At 59.1% G+C, this 15,528-nt stretch carries 13 protein-coding genes; 6 read left to right on the top strand and 7 right to left on the bottom strand.

What is annotated here, in order from left to right:
* Nucleotides 1-38 precede the first annotated feature (38 nt).
* Nucleotides 39-557 carry a hypothetical protein gene (locus tag ABNG04_RS08700; RefSeq protein WP_371161805.1) on the top strand — a complete coding sequence of 173 codons (519 nt, stop codon included), beginning with the start codon at nucleotides 39-41 and terminating at the stop codon, nucleotides 555-557.
* 40 nt (nucleotides 558-597) lie between these two features.
* Here the strand turns inward: ABNG04_RS08700 and ABNG04_RS08695 are convergent, their stop codons facing one another.
* On the bottom strand, nucleotides 598-1,566 hold the full coding sequence (locus tag ABNG04_RS08695) for a hypothetical protein (protein WP_371161803.1): 969 nt from the start codon (nucleotides 1,564-1,566) through the stop codon (nucleotides 598-600).
* Nucleotides 1,567-1,896: 330 nt separating this feature from the next.
* Between ABNG04_RS08695 and ABNG04_RS08690 the strand changes: the two genes are divergently transcribed.
* Entirely contained in the window at nucleotides 1,897-3,204 is a 1,308-nt protein-coding gene (locus ABNG04_RS08690) for a DUF7504 family protein (protein WP_371161801.1), read from the top strand.
* A gap of 53 nt (nucleotides 3,205-3,257) precedes the next feature.
* Nucleotides 3,258-4,376, top strand: coding sequence for a DUF5305 domain-containing protein (locus tag ABNG04_RS08685; protein ID WP_371161799.1), 1,119 nt, complete (start codon nucleotides 3,258-3,260; stop codon nucleotides 4,374-4,376).
* Nucleotides 4,377-4,482: 106 nt separating this feature from the next.
* Here ABNG04_RS08685 and ABNG04_RS08680 read toward each other — a convergent pair whose 3' ends face one another.
* The 3 genes from ABNG04_RS08680 to ABNG04_RS08670 all read right to left on the bottom strand — a co-directional run bounded on the left by ABNG04_RS08680 (nucleotide 4,483) and on the right by ABNG04_RS08670 (nucleotide 7,458).
* The gene (locus tag ABNG04_RS08680) at nucleotides 4,483-5,028 is read right to left on the bottom strand and encodes a DUF7344 domain-containing protein (RefSeq protein WP_371161797.1); all 546 of its coding nucleotides are present in this window, start codon (nucleotides 5,026-5,028) and stop codon (nucleotides 4,483-4,485) included.
* A gap of 908 nt (nucleotides 5,029-5,936) precedes the next feature.
* A complete protein-coding gene (locus tag ABNG04_RS08675) occupies nucleotides 5,937-6,740 on the bottom strand; it encodes a hypothetical protein (protein ID WP_371161795.1) in 804 nt (267 codons plus the stop codon).
* Between the two features lie 157 nt (nucleotides 6,741-6,897).
* Nucleotides 6,898-7,458 carry a hypothetical protein gene (locus ABNG04_RS08670; RefSeq protein WP_371161793.1) on the bottom strand — a complete coding sequence of 187 codons (561 nt, stop codon included), beginning with the start codon at nucleotides 7,456-7,458 and terminating at the stop codon, nucleotides 6,898-6,900.
* A gap of 207 nt (nucleotides 7,459-7,665) precedes the next feature.
* On the opposite strand from ABNG04_RS08670, the gene ABNG04_RS08665 reads away from it, so the two are divergent.
* The 3 genes from ABNG04_RS08665 to ABNG04_RS08655 all read left to right on the top strand — a co-directional run bounded on the left by ABNG04_RS08665 (nucleotide 7,666) and on the right by ABNG04_RS08655 (nucleotide 11,470).
* Nucleotides 7,666-8,304 (top strand): hypothetical protein, encoded by a 639-nt coding sequence (locus tag ABNG04_RS08665; protein WP_371161791.1) that lies wholly within the window; start codon nucleotides 7,666-7,668, stop codon nucleotides 8,302-8,304.
* Nucleotides 8,305-8,611: 307 nt separating this feature from the next.
* Entirely contained in the window at nucleotides 8,612-10,063 is a 1,452-nt protein-coding gene (locus ABNG04_RS08660; protein ID WP_371161790.1) for a translocation/assembly module TamB domain-containing protein, read from the top strand.
* Nucleotides 10,064-10,519: 456 nt separating this feature from the next.
* The gene (locus ABNG04_RS08655) at nucleotides 10,520-11,470 is read left to right on the top strand and encodes a DUF5658 family protein (RefSeq protein WP_371161788.1); all 951 of its coding nucleotides are present in this window, start codon (nucleotides 10,520-10,522) and stop codon (nucleotides 11,468-11,470) included.
* A 36-nt stretch (nucleotides 11,471-11,506) separates the two neighbouring features.
* Here the strand turns inward: ABNG04_RS08655 and ABNG04_RS08650 are convergent, their stop codons facing one another.
* From ABNG04_RS08650 to ABNG04_RS08640, 3 genes are all read right to left on the bottom strand, one after another.
* Nucleotides 11,507-12,688: a S24/S26 family peptidase gene (locus tag ABNG04_RS08650; protein ID WP_371161786.1), complete on the bottom strand. Its 1,182-nt coding sequence runs from the start codon at nucleotides 12,686-12,688 to the stop codon at nucleotides 11,507-11,509.
* Nucleotides 12,689-13,091: 403 nt separating this feature from the next.
* A complete protein-coding gene (locus ABNG04_RS08645) occupies nucleotides 13,092-14,327 on the bottom strand; it encodes an ABC transporter permease (protein ID WP_371161784.1) in 1,236 nt (411 codons plus the stop codon).
* Nucleotides 14,327-15,511: an FtsX-like permease family protein gene (locus ABNG04_RS08640; protein WP_371161782.1), complete on the bottom strand. Its 1,185-nt coding sequence runs from the start codon at nucleotides 15,509-15,511 to the stop codon at nucleotides 14,327-14,329. The genes ABNG04_RS08645 and ABNG04_RS08640 overlap by 1 nt, the downstream gene beginning before the upstream one ends.
* Nucleotides 15,512-15,528: the final 17 nt, after the last annotated feature.

Below are 15,528 nucleotides of genomic sequence, written 5' to 3'. Positions count from 1 at the left end.
TTTGAAACTATTTATCGAACGTCACTATGGCGGGACGTGTGGACCGACCGGAAGGGCCGCAAAACGAACGCAGATCGTTACATGAGCGGGAAGAGAGGGGACCCAGAGGGCATCACACCGAGAACGGAAGAGTAAGTCCGTCCAGACGGCCGCGGCGCTCCGTCAGTTCCCGACAGTTTGGGGGTGCGAGACGGAGCCTGCTGTCTGTATCGGGAATCGCGCTACTGACCGCGACGAAAGCGGCTGACGCGGCTACGACAGCAGTTGGGCTCGTCTACGTTCCGGGGATCTACGAGGCGAACACGCTGATAGCCTTTTTGCTCCACCGGGTGGGGGTCGCCACCGGCCTCCTCGTTTCGTCTTTTGCGGTTATTGTTGTGATCGCGCTGATCACTGAAATAGCCTCGATCACAGTGTGTGCGCGCCGAACAGACGCTCACCTCGCAACGGTTGTCCGATTGGTCGGATACGGAATCCCGTCTGTTCTATTTGCCGCTGTATCGGTGTACAACGTCACTAAACTGGTAACCGGTGTCGAGACAGCTGCCCTAATTTGACCTCACCAGAGGCATTACACAGTCGAACTTAGCCGCGGAATCACTCGAGATTAGGCGGCCGAGAGGGTCGCCCATCGGTCCGAAGTGTCGGTTTCGAAAACGGATTCCATCCTGTCGCGTCTTCAACGTCCCAAAACTGTTTTTCACATGAGGGACACGACGGCGCTGACAGCATTGAGAGGTCAACCGTCATACCGCAGTTTTCGCACTGTCCAACGTTGATTCCTTTTCGGATCGCTTGGTTTCGCAGGGTGTCGAGGGCTTCACGTTCCTGCTCGACATCGGAGACAGTGGTCGAAAGCTTCTCGACACGGTCGTCGGCGCTGCGGACAGTGTCAAGGAGTTGCTCAAAGAGCTTTTCTATCTGATCGAACTCTTCGTTTATCCACGTTTCAGATTCCGCTTGCGCTTTCGAGACCTCTTCGAGGTCCGTTTCGATAGCATCAATCCGGTCGGACACCACATCGTTCTCTTGATCCACACGCGAGTCAAGCGACTGGAGTTTGCTGTGGAGTCGAGTCACGTCGTCTGAGAGCCTGTCGGTGAACTCCTCTTGTCTGGACCGCTGCTGTTCGACATCAAGCGAGAGGTCGGCGATTTGCCGCCGCAGAGAAGCGACTCGTCTAGTGAGTTCGACCTCCGCCGGGGTGAGATCGTCTCGTGGATCGAGGTCATCCAGATCGAGTTGTTCTGGCGCTTCCAGATCTGCCGGGTCTGGTGCCGGTTGCTCGGCTCTCTCCGCTGTCCCCGTCTCAAACGTCGCTTGATCTCTGTCCGATCTGTCCCGAGCTGACCCCTGTCTCGAGTCGTTGTCCGACTCAGCGGGACCCGAGTCAGACGAGGAGTTGAGACCGATGTCGCTCATCTCGTCAAGGGCCCAAAACGCGGAGACAAGTTGATTTAATAGCTCCTGTTCCGTCATCTCTCGGGACTTGGCGGTGTGTCTCACCCACTGCTGGAAGGTGTCGCCGTCGACCGACCTGTCGCTTTCGTTGTCCCGAGTCCCCATTACAACTACGCATTACGATATTTATCGTGTTAAACTTGGGGGTTGCCGGTTTTCACTGACGAGGCGAATGCTGTCGAAATGGGTTTGAACCGTCCGTTTTCGAGGAACTCAGTTGCGGATCCCCACGGTTGCGATGGTTTTATAATATGAAACGACTTGTCTGATAAGTAGTACCGAGATGTTAGAGCGCCACGACGATTCCGCCGTACGGACCGGTGGAAGCCGGGGGACAGGGCTGCCCCGTCAACTCGGGCGTGAGTCCGTGTCTGAGGGCGGCTACCGCACATCGGCCATGAGCCGCCGGCTACGCCTCCGAGCGCTCGCCCGACGATGAGCGGACCCGACGAGGAGGAGTCCGAAGGCCGGACCGATCGCGAAACGAGGTTTAGCAATATCGCCTCCAGAATTGCCGACGAGTTCGGTTCGCGGTCGGAGGACAGCGGCGACACGACTGACAAGGACGAGCCGCCTGACACTGATGACGACGCGCGGGAGAAGGCGAGCGATCTGGACGCCGGCGTCAACGACTGGGAGTGGTTCGGCGGTGGCGAATCAGAAGACTCGGTCAATCCGGGTCCGTCCGCTCCGGATGCGAACGACACCTCAGACCAACGAAGCAGGGGGGGTCGGCTGTGGAACAATGAGTCGAAGAGTGACGTGTCAACAGAAGACTCGCGGGCTGACGGTGATAGGACGGCAAACGACACGAACCGGACTGCCACCGACGTGGCCGATGTGGATCGGACTGCCGCCGACACGGCCGATGTGGATCGGACTGCCGCCGACACGGCCGATGTGGATCGGACTGCCGCCGACACGGCCGATGTGGATCGGACTGCCGCCGACACGGCCGATACGGCCAACACGAGTGAAATTTCGTCGGACACTGGGGCAGGGGACCGAGCGGAGGAGACCGGTGGACGAATCTGGACGGATACTGCGGCGACAGAGTCTGCTGCGGCAACAGAGACGGATCCTTCTCCCTCGGAGGGGGGCATGTCAGCCGAGTCTCCACCAGCCGGCCCCACAGCCGGGACCGACGCGTCTGGGTCGACCGAGGAGACATCAGTTCTTGACAGGAAACAATTTGATCCCGGGACGAACGTGTTGATCCAGTCGGAGTCACGGTCGGACCGGACTCAAAACGGCTGTCACGAGCTGCTCTTCGGTCGAGAGGAGAACCCTGACCCGCACCTGTTGCTCATCCGCTACCAGCAGGTCGACGGCGAGCAGTTAGAGCGGATCGCATCGGAGGGGCACCAGATCCACGTGATCGCTGTCGGGTACGCGCAGTCCGTTCCCCCTGCCGCCGAGAGAACGGTGACCGTTACGCAGATCAACAACCCAAACGACATCACTCGGCTGGGCATCGTCGTTTCGAGGATCACACAAGGGTGGTCGGACGACGGTCGCGAGATCCGCGTCTGCTACGGCTCGCTGAACGTCCTGCTGAACTACAGAGACGTCAAAAACGTGTTTCGGTTCCTCCACGTCTTTCTCAGCACGTTCACCAAGGCGGACGCAGTCGCACACTTTCACGCCGACCCGCTCGAAGGCGATCCGCAGGCGATCAACACGCTCAAACCGCTGTTCGACGAGGTTATTTCGATGGACTCGACCGGAACGTACGTAGAATAGATGATCGTGAGAACATCAGAGCTGCCGCAAAACCGTCCGGTTGTGACGCTGTCGTGAGCGACCTCGATCGATCACTACGGGTTCGAGCGTTCCTCGAACGGTGGTCCGGCGTTTTCCTTGCCGTGCTTCTCATCCTCGCCGCTGCCGGCGGATGGTGGACCTACCAAGTCCACGCGACAGAGGAGGTCGAGCGCGAACAAGTCGTCGTCGAAGAGTGGAGCGAGTCGACGGCGTACGAACACAGCGCGGTGATCACGGAAGACTCGCTTGTATTCAATGAAAGTGAGCGGGTCCGAAACCGGCCGGTGTATTATGTCAACCTCTCCAGGGCGCTTGAGGTGACGTACGTGTACGAACACACGGCCGAGACGGGCTCGGTAAACATTACGACTGACGTCCGGCTACAATATCGTGGTGTCGAAGGTGACACCATACTCTGGCAGTACACCGAGCCGCTGGCGCGTGGTCAAGATAGAGGGATATCGAACGAGGAGAATCACACCGTCGATGCGACCGTGGAGATCGACTCCGTCTTCGAGAGGATCCGAACGATCGAACAGCAACTCGGCGCTGCTGGAACGATAGAGATCCAAGTCGTCGCAGCGTCGTCTGTCGAGGGAACACTGGGGGGAAGCCCAGTGAACGAGACTTATGAGAGTACGATGCCGATGACGGTCAATCCGCAGACGTTCCGCGTACTGGAGGGCAACACCGTCGACGAGTCAGGGCAGCGAACGGAAACAGTCGAGCGGGCGGTCGAGCCCAGTGTAGTCGAGGGGATCGGGTCGATTGCACTCCTCCTGCTTGGGGCCGGTGGTGCCGCTGGGTTGCTGTTCGCCAGCCGAAGCGGGTACGCCACCATCTCGCCCGAGGAGCGCGAGATCCTCGAAATCCAACAGCAGGAACAGGAGTTCTCCGAGTGGATCACCCGCGGCACGTTCCCCTCAGAACGTGACTACGAGGCGACAATCCTCGTCGATGACTTGGAGGGACTGGTTGATGTCGCGATCGATACTAACAAGCGCGTGATCAAAGACGAGCAACTCGGTGTGAGCACGGTCCTTGACGACGAATTCGCGTATCTGTACGTTCGACCGGACTCGCCCGCAAGCGACTGGCTTGTCAACTATGCAGACATGACGATAGACGAATTCCAAGAGTTCGATTTCTGATCAAGCATAATAAGGGGAGAAGCGGTTGATCAAGGCGATGCTTGGAGCCAACTCCCACGTGATGTCAGAGATCTGCCACTGATAGGCTTCGGGCAGGGCACCGTCGTCAAGGCGGCTCATCCATGTCGCCGAGCCGGTACCGTCGACTTTGGATGACCTGTGCGACGGAAGAGGCGAGAAACACCGCGACGATAATCGCTGCCCACCCAAGTGCGGGAACTGTTTCTGTCGGCACGAACCCAATCCAAATGCCGCTGAGCACGACGAAAGATAGAGCAGAGAGCCCGAGATAGTAAACCCCCCATGGGATCGAGCCCTCAGGAACGACGTCGAGGTAGACATCAAGCGCGGCAGCATCGTCGGTAAGTTCAATCTCATCGCCGTCGTACTCGATCATGCCGGCGTCGGCCAGTCGGTTGAGGTGTGTCTGCTGGAGCGAGGTGTACACGCGCTTGCGCTCGGCCGAAGTGAGCTCTGCGACCGACTTGTCCTGCTCACGGGCGGCCACCATCTCGGCGAGGTCTGAGAGCGTGAGGGCTCCGTCCGCCTGCTTACAGAAGTGGATCACGTACCGACGGCGGTGGTTGCTCAGTAGGTCATACAGCTCGTCCTTCTCGGGCGGCGTGTATTTCTTCTGGTCCGTAAGAGACATTGTCAGACAGTAATGTGTCGAGCCGTAGCCGGCCGGCAGTCACGCCTCGTCGTCGGCCGACCGCCGGCTCGCGAAGAGTGCCCCGCGTTCAACCGAACATGGCGGACCATGAACATATTATTGTCCGAACTATTAATTTCAAAGCGTATATATTATGTGGGTGCCACCCGCGAGAAGCGGTCCAGACTGGCAGTCGGGCGTACAGCGCCTGCTAAACATTGAGAACCTCGGTGTTTTGAACGGTCAACGCCTTGGCTAGGGGCTTACCGTCTTGGAACTCCTCCTGTATGTGGCCGTTGATCGTCTACACATCACCTCCCTCCCCAGCGGCGGACGCGGCCGGCAGCACGGACTTGGTCGCTTCAATCTGAACTCAGGTCTCGTCCCGAGCGACCTCGCAGATCGACGCCGCCTCCCACTTGGCGAGGTCGACCGCTAGCTCGACCGCTTCGGCGAAGCGCTCACTTAGGTCTTCGTAGCCTGTTCAGGCCGGTTCAAACCGATTGATGATCTCACCGTACACCTCAGCGTTGAACGGATTTACACCAGTGTCGCGGGGTCTTGGTCGCATCGTTGGGCTCAACAAGCGCCGCGTCGTACGTCCCGACGGCTGAACGCCGTGGGTCGTCACTGCCCAGACCGAGGCTGCTCAATTCACCGCTGGCTCCACAGCCCGCGGGGGCGATGGTCATGAGTAAACTAACGGCGATGAATGTCCTACATTGGATCAACGATCTAACTTCGTGTCATACCTATATTGTTTTTGATAGTAATCAGAGAATAGCCTAACATCTGATAAGCGGGCGAAAACTGGGTTATGTTATCAAAATAAATAAGAAAACGTGATTAAACTGAGACTACATGGAGATGTCGTGTTAGCGGGTTAATTTATAATTTTTTATAATTTTTTAGTTGCCCTCGTCAAGTTCGTCTCCGAATGTGACCTCGTCAAGAATATCGACTGTGTCGTAGGCGCCACCGTTGAATATCTCATCCTCGGTCGGTTCTGCCGCCTCCGCGATTTCCGTGGCAAGGTTATTGCCTCCATTACCGTTCACTGACAAGTCGATCTCTAGCCAGATCTGTTTAGTCTCCCCAACGCCGACTTCAACGGCGTTCTCATTGTCGGATGAGCCCTTTGTTGGTGATATATTATCGCCCGCGGATTTGAATTTATACCCCTCGCGTACCTTACCAATTGAAACAGGATCTTGTGACCCAACGTCCTCGCCATAACCCGAATATTTGATCCCGACTTCCGCCGGCTCCGTTCCTTCATTTCTTACTTGAAGTACATCTTCAAACGTGTGTTTGAATGGATCGCCGTTATCCTCCTCACTCGGCATGGCTACCTGAATATTCAGGTTGTTGGATGCAGTGCTACCACTGTTTACCCGTGCCGCCGGGAGGTTATCGACACTAACGGTGTTATTATCGAACTGTTCCTCGTTCCCACTATTATTGTCAAGATTGGTGAATAAGCTGCTCGTATTGTCGCCATAAAACCCGTTATTTGCAGTATTCGGATTATATCCGTTATTATTTCGGAAAGACGCTCCAGCTTCCACAATCAGGTTACCTTCGACAACGACACCGATGTCCGCCGTGGAACTCGCGGTAGCGCTCGCGAACGCCCCCGACGAGAACACTGCCCCGCTCCCTGTTGCCAATGCGCCGAGTCCAAGTACCGCTTTTCTTCTGGTTGGCTTCATTCTCGCGTACCTACATGATGAAGCGGGATGAACTTAAACATCGGTACCCTTCAGCGGTAGAAAGCCTCGCTTGAGAGTGGAAAGCCCGGATTGACAGACTTCCGTGATCTCGAAATGGTTTATCAGATCTGACCAAAATCCGTCTAACGACCGCCGTTTACTCGCGGATCGCCGTGATTTCGAGGGCGACGTCCGACGCGTCGGGGAGGTCGTCGAGGTCGCCCGGCAACGACGACGCGATCAGGTTCACCGTCACGCCGAACGTCACCGCGTCGCCGGGTTCGAGCGTTTTCGCGTCGTCCGCGAGCAGCGTCGTCCGCCCCTCGCTGTCGGTTCCGGTCGGCTCGTCGCCGGAAATCACCCGAAGCGTCTCGGCGACCGCCTCGTCCGACCCGCCGTTCCCGTCCGTCGGTACAAACTCGAAGGCGAGACGGTCGTACGCCACGTCCCCGTTGTTCGCGACCTCGACGAGCTCCTCGAACCGCGAGACTGACCGCTGGTTCAGCTGGTCGATCTCAATCGACTCCACCTCGCCGTCCGCGTCCGTAGTCACGTACTCCGCCTCCGGACGCGCGGGGAGCAGTGACAGTTCCGAGACGACAACTACCCGGAGGTCGGCAGCCGAAGCCGTCTGTGAGAGGAACGACCCCGAGGTAACGGCGGCGCTGCCCAGCGCCGCGGAGAGGAGTCCGATCGTCGTCTGTCGTCGTGTCGGCATTAGGTGGCGCCGCGTCCGGTCGCGGTTCGTGTCCATCTTTCGAGACTCGAACCTTTTGTATTGGCGGGCTTTCCCCCGACGACGTCGGTGCTGACGCCCGGATCCGCCGCCGTCGGAGAGTTCAAGCGGGCCGATACCGATTCTGCTACCCCTTGAACTTCGTCCAAGCGGGGCAATACAAAGTGGGTATGGGTACATGGTATAGATATGGCAAGTAGACGAAGCGTCCTGATCGGACTGGGCAGTTTAGTTGCAGGCGGCGGTGCGCTCCTCGGTACGGGAGCGTTCACGACAGTGACGGCGGAGCGGACAGTCAGCATTGAGACGACGGGTGACGCGAGCGGTTTCCTCGGACTGGAGGCGGCAGATCGAGTCGATGACAGTGGCACAAACCAGCCGGCAAATGGCACTACCGGAGCGAATCAAAACGAATACGTTCAAGAGACAGACGGAACGATTCAGATAAACCTCGATGCTGGCAGTGACGGAGACGCTGATGACAACGGGACAGGGCTAAATCAGAACGCGAAGACGACGTTCCGCAATTTGGTCACGATAACTAACAATGGAACACAGACTGTGACTAGCCTAACGCTCAGTATTTCAGAAAATAGTGGAACCATCACCGGGAGTCCGTTTAGTTTCACCGTAGACGATAACAGTAATGAAACTACCGTTTCTAATGGTAATAATATTCTCGGTGCGGGATCTCCTTCTATCACAAGCGATCTCACGCCGGGTGAATCGATCGATTTCGGGATGATTATCAACCTGATTGGTAATAGCATCCCTGATAGTGCGAACTATACGCTCACGATCACTGCAGAGACTAACCAAAGTAACTAATAATCCCCAAGCCACCAGAGCGTCTCAACGGACTTTTTTGTTTTAGACGCCATGGTCGACAGCCGGCGACGCCGACTCGCCGTCACTGCTATGTATGGTTATAACGAAAGCAGAGGTAGCCGATCAGCATTAACATCCAAACTCCATGAGTCGAAAACGGAGCCGAGACCGCTCGCGCGGCGGGTCAAGCGGTATCGTTAGCCGCCGCGGAGTCATCGCCGCACTCGCGGCTGGCGGTATCGGAGCCGCCGCTCTCGAGGGCACTGACGCCTTCAGTGTGGTCGACTCGCAACGGGACCTCAGTGTCGTGTCGACGGACGACAATGAGGCGTTCATGCGCATCGCCGGCGGACAGGCGAGCGGATCCAACGGGGATACCGTCACGCTGTTCCAGCTGACGAATCAGTTCGATCAGCCGCTGACGACGATTTCGGCGACGGTCGTGAGCTCGGGAACCCCGATCGACCCGCAGACGGTACAGACGCCTACCGACCTCGCTCCGGGCGGATCTGGCGACGTGCGAGCGACGGTCGATTGCGACACTAATGGCGCGGTCAAGATACAGTTCGTCGCTTCCAACGAGAACCAACGCGTTGAGTTCACGCGGACGGCCCAGGTCACGTGTGAGAGCATCAACGTGTGTGCGCCTCGAGGGCTTCCCTCCGGCTGTACTGTAAACAAGGTCCCGAACAAGTCCACCGATTGTAGCGTCGTCATCGACACGTCGAACCAGATCAAAGAGCAGATTTCGGGCGATATAACCATCGGCGGTGCGGCCGAATTCCGTTCAGAGAGCCAGATCGACCTGAATCTCAGGGGGAACTCGGATATTCGAGAGTACCTCAAAGTCGACACGCCGAGCCAGATCGATCTGAGTATCGGCGGTAACAGCCGCGTTCAGGGCGTGGTCAAAGTACTGACTGAATCGCAACTCGATTTCGACATCTCGACGCGTGTCGATGGAGGGGTGTGCGTCGAGGACGCCGGAGAGGTGAAACTCTCACCCGGTGACGCCACGATCGGCGGCGAGGTTTCACTGACCTCCACGGATCAGGTGACCGTCGACAAATTCGATAACTCGACGACTGGAGGGATTACGATCGACGCCGCGGGTCAGGTGAAGTTCAACGGCGCAGAGAATTCGACCGTGAGTGGGCCGGTGTCAGTAACCGCGGCGGGACAAGTCAAACTTGACAAGCTGGTCGGCGTCTCGACCGGACCGGTGACGATCGACGGCGACGGGCAAGTGGATATCGTCAGTGAGGGTGACTCGACCGTCGATGGGCCGATTACGATCACGGGTGCCGGCGGGCAGATCGGGCTTGATTTCGCGGCAACTGAGATCACTGGAGGCGTTACCTTGGCCAACGAGAGCCAAATAAAACTATCACTGACGAATGGGTCGACTATCGGATCGGCCATCGACATAGACACCGACAGTCAGGCGACGGTCGATCTGTCCGGTTCTTCGATCGAAGACGACCTGAACGTTGAGACAGAGGGTCAAGTGAATATCAACCTGACTGACGCTTCAATTGAGGGCGATGTGGACATCGAGACTGACAGTCAAGTGAAACTCAACCTGAAAGACAGCCAGATAGACGGGACGGTGACAATCGGCTCGGAGAGTCAAGTCGACGTTGTACTCAAAAGCTCGTCAATCACCGGTGATCTCACTATCTCGACGCCAAGCCAAATTGACGTTTCCGATTGTGCTGCTGTCGACGGAGACGTCAGCCCACAGCGGGCGTGTCAGTAGAACCCAGAGCCGGAACTGCGCCCCCTCGGAGCCGTTCAAAGCGCGACTGGCTTTGTCCTCCCGTCAAGTGAGTGCCGTGTGAGCAGAGCGGACGGTCGACGGCGTGTTCTGGAACTCGAGGCGATCGGTGGGCGCCGGAGAGCGTTCAGAGAGCGGCACGCCGATCGCGGGATGGCGTTTCGCGGTTGAGGGTGTACAAAGTGTAACGAATTCTCGGATACGAAGACGCAATCTTCAATTTTCATGTCGTCTGTATCACCTCCGTACAAAGAGGTTCCCACGGAGATGCCAGGGGTATGTCGGTTCGAGTAGAACTCATGTTCTGCTGTGTTCGCGCGGCAAAACCGAACGAACAATGCGGGCGTCACCTCAGAGGGTCGGCTTCGAGTCGGGCTCAGTAGCCGGTTACCCCGTCTTTTTGACCCCGACGACGCAAAAGGTGGGACACGGCTCTCGATGCCCCGCGACACCGACGCGACGGTTCTGATAGTCGAGGACGACCACGAGCAGGCTACGGAGTACGCCGGCTGGCTGGAGGGATACGCGGTGCGGATCGCAGCCGACGGCGAGGGCGCGCTTGACGCGCTCGACAGCGACGTCGACGTGGTTCTCCTCGATGGCGACCTCGCGGACCCGCCGGCCGGGAAGTTGCTCGGCCAGCTCCGTGCTCGCCGGCCGGACTGTCAGGTCGGTCTTCTCTCCGGAACGAGCGTCGGTGACGAGATTCTGCGGCTCGACATGGACGAGTACGTCCCGCGGCCGCTCGACCGCGACGAGCTCCGCGAGGCGGTCGCCCGGCTCGTCGACCACGGCGCCGTGGAGGGCGCCGTCAAGACGTACCTCGCGCTCGTGGCCCGCCGCCGACGGATCGAGGCCCGGCGGGACGAGGCAGACTTGGGCGACGACGAGCGCTACCGGGAGCTGACGGGCGAGATCGCCGCCCGGCGCCGACAGATCGACACGCTGCTTACGGAGATCGACGACCCGGTCGTGGGGGCGGGAGGTGGCACAATTGAGGGGGACGCCGCGCCCGGCGTCGACGAGGCCTCGGCGGCGGGTGCCCCCGCTGGACCGCCGCTGTACCGAAGCCGCTCGACGCAGTTCTACGCGCTCTGGCTCGGGGCCGCCCTCACGTACGGGGTCGGCGACGTGGTCTCGACGCTGTACGCGACGACCGCAGTCCCCGGGCTCATCGAGGGGAACCCGGTCATCGGGACACTGCTTTCGTCCGCAGGTCTACCCGGGTTTCTCTTTTTAAAACTGATCGTGCTGTTCGTGTTGCTCTCGGTGAGCGTTCAGGGAGCCAGACGGCGGGAGCCGTTCTCGTACTACTGGCCACCGGTCGTCGCAACCGGAATCGGCCTGCTGCTCACCGGGTGGAACGTCCGACTTATTGCGGGGGCGTGACGATGGGGCCGGCAGGCGGCGATGCGTGGGTCGCAGCTAGCGCCACCGCCGGATTGTCCGTCGGACCCGCTGGGAGAGCGACAGGTTGCGGTCGCGGTCGCGGAACCGAAACGGTTCGAGCCCGACGGCAAACACGTACACTGCCGTGACGGTGACGACTATCACAGCGTTGATTACTGCGACGGCAGCGAACGGGTGGACCGCGTGTAGCGAGAGAATCACCGGTACCGGGAGAAAGCGTACGTACTGCCACTCGGAGACGGACCTGACGTACGCGCCCGTCTCTTCGGGAGCGTGGATCGTTACGGTCGTCGACGCCGTCTCGCCGCGGGCCGCGATGAGGGAGCTTTGAGCAACGTCGACGCCTGTGCTGGCCGCGTTCACAGTCGCCATCCGGGGGATAAACCCGTTGTTGGTGAAATTATACGCGTACTCCACCGACCCACCGCGCTCGATGACGGTCGGGCTCGAGCTCGGCGACTCCGAGCTCACGATGGTGATGTCGTCGGTCCCTGAGGGGATCACCATGCTCGCTGTCGCCGGCACTGTAATAAGCAGTAGTATCACGAGGAGCACAAGGACCGCGCTCGTCCCTCCGCGACTGTCTCTGGAGCGGTCGCCACCTGAACGGCGATTCGTGCCGGCAAGGAGCTCGGTGGCGAGGCTGTATCCTAAGACTAACAGCCCGACTAAGACCATCGACGAGCCGGTGTTGCCATCGGCGAGTCCGCCAAATCCTGGTATTCCTGAGAGGAACGCGGTGGCGGCCGAGAACACGTCCTGTATCGCGAGGACAGCGAGACCGATTTGGGGGATTACCACTGTATCGCCGCCAACCTGGAGCGCGACTGCCTTGATCTGTGACTCCTGGACCGGTGGCTCTGGACCGTCCTGATCGGTGAACGGGTTTGCGTCACCACGCGTGATATACCCCTGATCAGTTTCACCGACGATTCGGTGAGTTGTCAGCCCGCCGCCCTGAAGCTGCTGCGCTTCGAAGGTCACGACATCGCCTTCGGTGACATCGCCGGCGATCGCAGGCGGGACCGCAATGAACCCGTCACCGGGCGCCATCTCAGCCGGCTGCGCGTTCATGCTCCCAGTCAGTACGAAGCCGAGGACAATTGGCTGGCCGAGTTGTTGGCCCACAAGCATGGCCACAACGAGAATGACCAGAATCGCGGTCGCACCAGAACTGGCCAGTGATCGGAGGTTCATTCGTGAGTCGCACCCAATCGTTTCAGTTAGTAGATGGGCCGAACGTATAGCTTGTTCGCCATGTTACACGGAGACCCCTGTCGGCGTGCGGCAACCAACCCAGACCACACCAGTGGATGGATAGTTTCAATCCAAGGAGGTGTCCACCAGGATGAGACGGCCTTGTGTTCTCAAGCAGGGGTGGCTTGTCATGAGCCGACAGAAGTCAGTGATCTGGTGTCAGATCAAGAGACTGCCGGATCTCACCAACGTATACGTCACGAAGCCACTGTTTCGCCCGCTGAAGCATTGCTTGTGAAGACAATTTAACACGTGTGTCAGTTAAGATATTTGCTTGAGCACGCCGCGTCGTGAGTGGAGGTTCAGTCGCTGAGTGTCGTCGTAGATCGCTTTAGAGCGAGCATCAGCTAACCAAACCACGAGCAGATGTCACTCGAGTGACGCGCCAGACACCCAGAAGTCCACCGAGGAGCGCAAAGCCACCAGCGATGGCCCCGCCAGCAAGGTAGGCAAGAGGGGGAACCTGTACAAGTCCGTCGAAGCCGGTCACGGTAAACGCGAGCCAGTCGAGCGCGGCCGCGAGTGGCGGAGTTAACGCTGCGCCGAGGAGATATCCACCGAAGGCAATACTAATTGCCTGGACAATAGCAATGCCAGCAACACTGCGGCGCGTGGCGCCGGTTGCGCGAAGTACGGAGAAGGGTGCGCGCTGGATGTACACGAGCGACAGGAGGAGGTTTAACGAAAGCATCCCACCAGCGACGACTCCTAACACCACGAGGCTCGTGCCGGCAGCGAGCACGACCGCCTGTTGTTGGAGCAGCGCGACGAACTGCTCTTGATTGGTGCGGAACGTATACTCCGGATACGTAGCGGCAAGATCCGATCGTACGGCCTCGCGGTCGACCCCGTCGACTGTACTAATTGTTATCATCGTTGCGCTATCGTCGTACGCATTGCCCGTGAGCGTCTGGAGCTCACTCAATCGTAGCGTGACCGTAGCTGTCCCTAGAAAGTTCGAGAAAGTCGGAGAGATTCCGACAACCTCGAACTCGTTAGCGCGTGCATCAGAGATGGTTCCGCCTGCGTGAACGGTGTCGCCCACCGTCAGATTCAGCTGATCGGCGAGCTCAGGTGAGACAAGCGCTTGATGGGTGAAGTTTCCGCTGTAGGTGCCATCAGCATAGTGAGTGTCTGGGCCGCGAAACCCCTCACCAGCTGTAACACGCACGGAACCGCCCGCGGCCGGCGTCCCACTGCCGACTATCGTCTCGAACTCCTCGCCGTCAGTGCTGACATAGACGACTTGAAACGCCAATGGTACCGCAGTTTGGACGTCTTCGTGTTGCTCGATTTGCGTGGCGACAGAATGAGCGTTCGGAACCGGATTTTGGAAGCCGCCGACCGAGCCGGGCGACAAGGCGATCGGACCACCGGTGACCCAGAGGTCACGATCTGCCTCGTTGAACAGCTCATTCCCTGTTTCCGTCACGCCAGTCCCGACCCCGGCGAGCAGTGTGACAGACAAGACAGCAAGTGCGATCCCGATGACCGCAAGGACAGTTCGAGTTTTGTCCCAGCGCAGCTGCCGAAAGGCAATCCACACCTGTCCGCGGACTTGTCTGAGCCGTGATCTCATCATCGTGAGAGCGCTGCCAGCACGTTTGTCTGCGTGGCTAAGTACAGTGGATACGGAACGGCGAGAACGCCGACCGCAACAGCCGCGGCCAGTGCGTACAGAATAATACCCGGTGTGAGCGTGGCTAGCGTCGTGACGCCGACAAACTCGGCAATAACAAGATTCAGGCCCGCAACTCCTCCGCTCCCGATGCCAATGCCGAGCAGCCCGCCAAGCACGGCGATAGTAACCGTTTCGATGCTAACAAGCAGGATCCGAACTCGCGCCGAAAAGCCGATGGCACCGAGAATGGCTAGCTCTTGCCGGCTTGCGGTCAGCTCTAACCCCATCATCGTCGCGACAAATGCGACTCCGATCCCGCCGGCAACGAGCGTGGCGGCCAGCGCCATCGCGAGCGGCAGGCTTGTGGTCGAGGTTGCTGCGCCGGTGAGCCCTGTGCGTGAGACCACGCTTGTTCCTGGATAGATGTCGGTGAGAAGCGGTCGAACGGTGGGATCCGTCGTACTCACCAGTATCTGGTCGGCGGTGTCACTCTCAGTCTGTCCGGTGATACTTTGTAGTTCGGCAAGCGGCATGACGACTGCGGGCACTTCACCGACCCCAGTGTTGAGGTTAGTGTCGCTCACGTGAGTAACAGTACCACGTCGTGTGCTCCCGCTGAGTTCGATATCGTCTGTTGGTGTAACGTTGAGTTCAGCCGCAACGGCTGGTGAAATGACCACCTGTCCTGTCCATGATCCGGCGTACGTCCCGTTTGCTTGATCAGAGTATGTGCCCACCAGGGGGGTAGTGTTGAATCCGGCAACATGTCGCTCCGATTCGGGGATCGCACCCAGCGCGAGGACATACATGCGATCGTTGGTTGTCGGGTGGCGGAGCTGGATCGGAGCGATCGCAACAGGGGTTGCGTAGTCGATCCGTGGGTCCGCGCGTAGCTGGGCGGAAATCTGGTGTACTTCGCTCAATTGTGCCCCTTCCGCGTTGAGTGGGACGCTCCCGGCACCTGACTCGTCGGGAACGATCCAGTAGTCGATATCCTCGCTTTGGACGGTTGCGCCGCCGGCGAGCCCCGCTGACAGGCTCGTGACAACGACCAACAGTGCGACCGCAAGGGCGACGCCGGTGACGGCGACGACAGTGCGACCTCGTGCGCCGGTGTGGAGGCGGCCAACGACGCGTCGCACGCCCAAGCCACAGATCC

Source organism: Halorubrum miltondacostae, from assembly GCF_041379815.1.
GTDB classification, from domain to species: Archaea; Halobacteriota; Halobacteria; order Halobacteriales; family Haloferacaceae; genus Halorubrum; species Halorubrum miltondacostae.
This window is presented reverse-complemented; position numbering and strand designations above follow the sequence as displayed.

Bases quoted from the DNA above. Each gene is read 5' to 3' on its own strand.
- ABNG04_RS08665 (WP_371161791.1), top strand. From the start codon at position 7,666: ATGGCAAGTAGACGAAGCGTCCTGATCGGACTGGGCAGTTTAGTTGCA.
- ABNG04_RS08680 (WP_371161797.1), bottom strand. From the start codon at position 5,028: ATGTCTCTTACGGACCAGAAGAAATACACGCCGCCCGAGAAGGACGAG.
- ABNG04_RS08675 (WP_371161795.1), bottom strand. From the start codon at position 6,740: ATGAAGCCAACCAGAAGAAAAGCGGTACTTGGACTCGGCGCATTGGCA.
- ABNG04_RS08650 (WP_371161786.1), bottom strand. From the start codon at position 12,688: ATGAACCTCCGATCACTGGCCAGTTCTGGTGCGACCGCGATTCTGGTC.
- ABNG04_RS08695 (WP_371161803.1), bottom strand. From the start codon at position 1,566: ATGGGGACTCGGGACAACGAAAGCGACAGGTCGGTCGACGGCGACACC.
- ABNG04_RS08645 (WP_371161784.1), bottom strand. From the start codon at position 14,327: ATGAGATCACGGCTCAGACAAGTCCGCGGACAGGTGTGGATTGCCTTT.
- ABNG04_RS08655 (WP_371161788.1), top strand. From the start codon at position 10,520: ATGCCCCGCGACACCGACGCGACGGTTCTGATAGTCGAGGACGACCAC.
- ABNG04_RS08690 (WP_371161801.1), top strand. From the start codon at position 1,897: ATGAGCGGACCCGACGAGGAGGAGTCCGAAGGCCGGACCGATCGCGAA.
- ABNG04_RS08670 (WP_371161793.1), bottom strand. From the start codon at position 7,458: ATGCCGACACGACGACAGACGACGATCGGACTCCTCTCCGCGGCGCTG.